Origin of the sequence: Pseudomonas tehranensis, assembly GCF_014268615.1 — a bacterium.
GTDB classification, from domain to species: Bacteria; Pseudomonadota; Gammaproteobacteria; order Pseudomonadales; family Pseudomonadaceae; genus Aquipseudomonas; species Aquipseudomonas tehranensis.
In genome coordinates, this window is sequence record NZ_JABWQV010000305.1 from 1 (window position 1) to 5,221 (window position 5,221).

4 protein-coding genes are annotated in these 5,221 nt (G+C 62.2%); 2 read left to right on the forward strand and 2 right to left on the reverse strand.

The window, feature by feature from the left end:
* Positions 1-1,115: PilT/PilU family type 4a pilus ATPase (locus HU811_RS24555; protein WP_225248488.1), on the reverse strand; the 1,115-nt coding region annotated here is incomplete at its 3' end.
* A 134-nt stretch (positions 1,116-1,249) separates the two neighbouring features.
* On the opposite strand from HU811_RS24555, the gene HU811_RS24560 reads away from it, so the two are divergent.
* Entirely contained in the window at positions 1,250-3,787 is a 2,538-nt protein-coding gene (locus tag HU811_RS24560; RefSeq protein WP_186658588.1) for a PAS domain-containing hybrid sensor histidine kinase/response regulator family protein, read from the forward strand.
* Positions 3,788-3,835: 48 nt separating this feature from the next.
* The gene (locus HU811_RS24565; RefSeq protein WP_019690952.1) at positions 3,836-4,111 is read left to right on the forward strand and encodes a peptidylprolyl isomerase; all 276 of its coding nucleotides are present in this window, start codon (positions 3,836-3,838) and stop codon (positions 4,109-4,111) included.
* 123 nt (positions 4,112-4,234) lie between these two features.
* Here the strand turns inward: HU811_RS24565 and HU811_RS24570 are convergent, their stop codons facing one another.
* Positions 4,235-5,158, reverse strand: coding sequence for a sugar kinase (locus tag HU811_RS24570; RefSeq protein ID WP_186658589.1), 924 nt, complete (start codon positions 5,156-5,158; stop codon positions 4,235-4,237).
* Between the last annotated feature and the right edge of the window lie 63 nt (positions 5,159-5,221).

A 5,221-nucleotide genomic window follows, 5' to 3' on the forward strand; every position in this document is an offset into this window, starting at 1 on the left:
CAACCCACCACCCCCCCCCCCCCCGCCGCCGGATCGGGCGGCGGCGCGGCGTCGGACTCGGCATGCAACTTCAACCGCAACCGCAGGTTGTTCGCCGAGTCGGCGTTTTTCAGCGCTTCCTCCTCATCGATAGCGCCCTCCACCACCAGGTTGTACAGGGCATGATCGAAGGTTTGCATCCCGAGTTCTTCTGACTTTTCCATGATGCCCTTGAGCTCGCCAAACTCATTGCGGCGGATCAGGTCGGCCACCGTGGGCGAACCCAGCATGACCTCCACCGCGGCTCGGCGCTGGCCGGTACGCGTGCGCACCAGGCGTTGTGACACGAACGCCTTGAGGTTGTTGCCCAGATCATTGAGCAGTTGCGGCCGGCGTTCTTCCGGGAAGAAATTGATCACCCGGTCCAGCGCCTGGTTGGCATTGTGAGCATGCAGGGTGGAGATCACCAGATGCCCGGTGTCGGCGAAGGCCAGGGCATGCTCCATGGTTTCGCGATCACGAATTTCGCCGATCAGCACCACGTCCGGCGCCTGGCGCAAGGTGTTCTTCAGGGCGGCATGAAAGCTGCGGGTGTCGACACCGACTTCCCGTTGATTGATGATCGATTTCTTGTGTCGATGGATATACTCCACCGGGTCTTCGATGGTGATGATATGGCCGCTGCTGTTGCGATTACGGTAATCGATCAGCGCCGCCAGGGAGGTCGACTTGCCCGACCCTGTCGCACCGACGAACAGCATCAACCCCTGTTTCTGCATGATGGTGTCCAGCAACACATTCGGCAGTTTCAGGTCCTCGAACCGCGGGATGTCCAGCTTGACGTTACGGATCACCATGGACACGTCATTGCGCTGCTTGAAGATATTGACGCGAAACCGCCCGACCCCGGCCAGGGAGATGGCCAGGTTCATTTCCAGTTCCCGATCGAACTCAAGGCGCTGTTCGGCGTCCATCAAAGACTCGGCGAGCCCGGCGATGTCGCCAACCTTGAAGGGCTGGTTGCTCAAGGGTTTGAGCACCCCCTCGAAACGCGCGCACGGCGGCGCACCGGTGGACATGTAAAGGTCGGAGCCATCCTGGCTCGCCAGGATGCGTAACAAGGGATCGATTTCCATGGCCTGATTGACTTCCGCGAGACTTCAATGAAACAAGCTGACCCGATGAACAAACCTTTCAGACCAACCCGCGCTTACCTTCTTCAGAGGATAGTAGACACCGTGGCTGCGACACGATTTGCAGGGCTAGCGTGATGAACGCAACACCCGCCGGCATTGACATACAGAGCCTGTTCGCCCGACGTGACTGGGCCAACAGCCCGCTGGGCACTGCCCAAACCTGGCCCCAGAGCCTGCGTACCGCCCTGGATATCGTGCTCCACTCGCCGCTGCCGATGTCCCTGCTGTGGGGGCCACAGTTGATTCATTTCTACAACGACGCCTTTACCCGACTGACTGGCGACAAACACCCCCAGGCGTTCGGCCAACCGACCCATTCAGCATGGCCCGAACTCAAAGACGTGAGCGGGCCGATTTATCACAACGTGTTGCAAGGGCGCACGCACACCTGTCGCGATCAGCATTGGCGGGTGCCCTTCGCCGGCCGCCTTTGCGATGTCTGGCTGGACCTGACCTACAGCCCCGTGCACGACGAAGACGGCGCGGTGGCCGGGATTCTGGTCACTGCCATCGAGACCGGTGAACGTCGACGCCTGGCCCTGGAATTCGAGCGACGCTCAGAGGCCAGCCTCAAGGCCCAACAGGAAAGCGAAGAACGCCTGCAACTGGCCCTGGCCGCCGCCGACACGCTCGGCACCTGGGATTGGGACATCAGCGAAGACCGTTTCATTGCCGACGAGCATTTCGCACTGCTGCACGGCGTCGATCCGAGCCTGTCACGCCAGTTACCCATCAGCGCCTACCTTGAAGGCGTGCACCCTGAAGACCGGGCCATGGTCACCCGCAGCATCAAGCATTGCATCACCCACGGCACCGAGTACGCCGAGGAATACCGTCTCCTGCGGCCTGACGGCGAACTGCGCTGGGTATTCGTCCGTGGTCGTTGCTACAAGGATCGCCACGGTCGGCCCAAACGCTTCCTCGGCGCGGCCCTGGACCTGACCGAACGCAAGCGTACCGAGCAGGCCCTGCGCCAGAGCCAGACCGAACTGCAGCTGATCATCAACGCCATGCCGATCCTCATCAGCTATGTGGACCGGGAAGAACGTTTTCGCCTCAACAACAGCGCCTATCTGGACTGGTATGGCCTGACACCCCAGGAGCTTTACGGCAAGACCATTCGCGAAGTGCTCGGCGACTCAGCCTACGCCGCCCGCGCCGAGCAGATCGCCGGCGCCCTGGCAGGCAAGCCGTGCAGCTTCACCGCGCAATCGGATCATCGCGACGGCCGCCCCCGCCATGCCTTGATCAACTACCTGCCGCGCCATGGGGCCGACGGCGCGGTGAACGGTTTCTACATCTTTGTGATCGACGAGACCGAGCGCAAGAAAACCGAAGAGGCCCTGCGCAACCTCAACGAAACGCTCGAAGAACGCGTCATCGCCCGCACCCAGCAACTGGCTGAAGCCAACCACCGCCTGCAAAACGAGATGTTCGAACGCGAACGTGCCGAGGAGGCGCTGCGCCACGCCCAGAAAATGGAGGCCGTGGGCCAGCTCACCGGCGGCATTGCCCATGACTTCAACAACATGCTCACCGGCATTCTCGGCAGCCTCGACCTGATGCAGCGCTACATTGCCAGCGGCCGCACCGCCGAGATCGGTCGTTTTACCGAAGCGGCGGTCGCCTCGGCCAACCGTGCGGCGTCCTTGACGCACCGCCTGCTGGCGTTTTCCCGACGCCAGTCGCTGGACCGCAAACCGCTGGACCCCAATGACCTGGTGCGTTCACTTGAAGACTTGCTGAGCCGAACCACCGGCGATCACATCGTGCTGCGCCTGCAGTTGGCCGATGAACTGTGGCCGGTCAGCACCGATGCCAGCCAGTTGGAAAACGCCCTGCTCAATCTGGTGATCAACGCTCGGGACGCGATGCCAGAAGGTGGCGAGTTGACTATCGAAACCGCCAACGTCTACCTCGACCGTGATGACCTCAATGCCTTGGAACCGGTCAAGGCCGGTGATTACGTGATGATTGCCGTCAGCGACAACGGCAGCGGCATGACTCCTTCCGTGCTGGCCAAGGCCTTTGATCCGTTCTTCACCACCAAACCCATCGGCCAGGGCACCGGCCTGGGCCTGTCGATGATCTACGGGTTTGCCCAACAGTCGGGTGGGCTGCTGAGCCTGGACAGTGTGCCGGACCAGGGCACGCGGGTGCAGTTGTACCTGCCGCGGCTGTACGTCGCGTCTGTCCAGCAGACTGCGGTGCCGGTAGCGCAGAATGCGCCGGCCGCAATCGCCGGGGAAACCGTATTGCTGGTCGAAGACGAACCGGCCGTGCGCATGCTGGTGCTCGATCTGCTCGACTCCCTGGGTTACACCGCCCTTGAAGCCCAGGACGCCAAGGCCGCCCTTGCGCTACTGGATTCCAGCCGGCGCATCGACTTGCTGGTGACCGATGTCGGCCTGCCAGGCATGAATGGCCGGCAACTGGCGGAAATAGCCCGTCAGCATCGGCCCGATCTGAAGGTGCTGTTCATGACCGGTTATGCGCAAAAAGCCGCCGAGCGCCAGGGCTTTCTCGAGCAGGGCATGGACATGGTTGCCAAGCCGTTCACCCTTGATCTGCTGGCGAACAAGATTCGGACGATGATCAACCATGGCGCCTGACTTGAGGCATAATCGCCGGCCCGTCGCACCGTTCAGGTCACTGCTGCAATGAAAGCCCAAGCCCGCCATATCCTGGTGAAAACCGCCGAAGAAGCCGAACAGCTCAAGCAACGCATCGCCAAGGGCGAAGCCTTCGATGTACTGGCCAAGAAATACTCCACCTGCCCCTCGGGCAAACGCGGCGGTGATCTGGGTGAAGTGCGGCCCGGGCAGATGGTCGGTGCAATCGATGCCGTGATCTTCAAAAAGCCCCTGCGGGTGGTGCATGGGCCGATCAAGAGCAAGTTCGGGTATCACCTGGTGCAGGTGTTTTACCGGGACTGACCCTGACCCTGGCTCTTGTGGGAGCGAGCCTGCTCGCGATGGCGGCGGCACAGTCAATATTTCTGCAAGCTGACCCACCGCTATCGCGAGCAGGCTCGCTCCCACAAGTGCTTCGCGGCCCCTTCAGTCCTTGGGCATCAACGCCCCCGGCACCTGGATGACTCGGCTCGCGAGAAGGTGTCCAGCCTCGGCGGCCTCCACCGGGCTGCCACCCAGCAAACGGCTTGCCAGGTAAGCGGCACTGAATGAATCCCCCGCCGCCGTCGTGTCCACCACCCGCTCCACCCGCCGCGCAGGAATCTGGAAAGACTCACCGTCACAACAGATCAGACAGGGTTCGGCACCGCGCTTGAGCACCACTTCCGAAGTGCCTAGCTGCGCGTACGCGGCGAACACTTCATCGCTGTCGGCATAACCGAACAGCGCCTGTTCGTCGTCCACCGTCAGCAGCGCCAGTTCCACGTAAGGCAATACACTGCGATAGGCCGCACGGGCAGCCTCCACCGAAGCCCAGAGCCTTGGCCGGTAATTATTATCGAACACCACCTCTGCCCCGCGCCGGCGGGCCTGGATCAGGGTTTCGATGAGTTTGCTGCGGCCTTGCTCGCCGAGCACGGCCAGGGTGATGCCGCTGAAGTACAGCACGTCATAGTCCGGCAGCGCCGCCAGGATCGGTGCGGCGGCCGGGGTGGTGAAGCAATCACGCACCGCCGCCTCGTTGCGCCAGTACAAAAACCGCCGCTCGCCCGCCGCGTCGGTCTGGATGCAATACAAACCCGGCAAGCGGCCGGGCAGGCGCTGAACCCTGTCCAGGCCGATATTTTCAGCCGCCCAGCTCTGGCACATGGCATCGCTGAAACTGTCGTCACCCAGAGCAGTCACGTAATCCACCGCCCCCTTGTCGCCCAGGGCGCGGGACAAATACACAGCGGTGTTCAGGGTGTCGCCGCCGAAGCTTTGTTGCAGGCTGCCATCGGCGCGTTGCTGCAGTTCGATCATGCACTCGCCGATCAGGGCAATGCGGGGTTTCGGGTTGGGGTAGCTCATGGGCGATCCTGATATTTCGATAGTGTCTGCCAGGCCGCTATCGCGAGCAGGCTCGCTCCCACA

What these genes read in the sequence shown, in the direction of transcription:
- HU811_RS24560 (WP_186658588.1), top strand. Translation starts at nt 1,250, where the DNA reads ATGAACGCAACACCCGCCGGCATTGACATACAGAGCCTGTTCGCCCGA.
- HU811_RS24565 (WP_019690952.1), top strand. Translation starts at nt 3,836, where the DNA reads ATGAAAGCCCAAGCCCGCCATATCCTGGTGAAAACCGCCGAAGAAGCC.
- HU811_RS24570 (WP_186658589.1), bottom strand. Translation starts at nt 5,158, where the DNA reads ATGAGCTACCCCAACCCGAAACCCCGCATTGCCCTGATCGGCGAGTGC.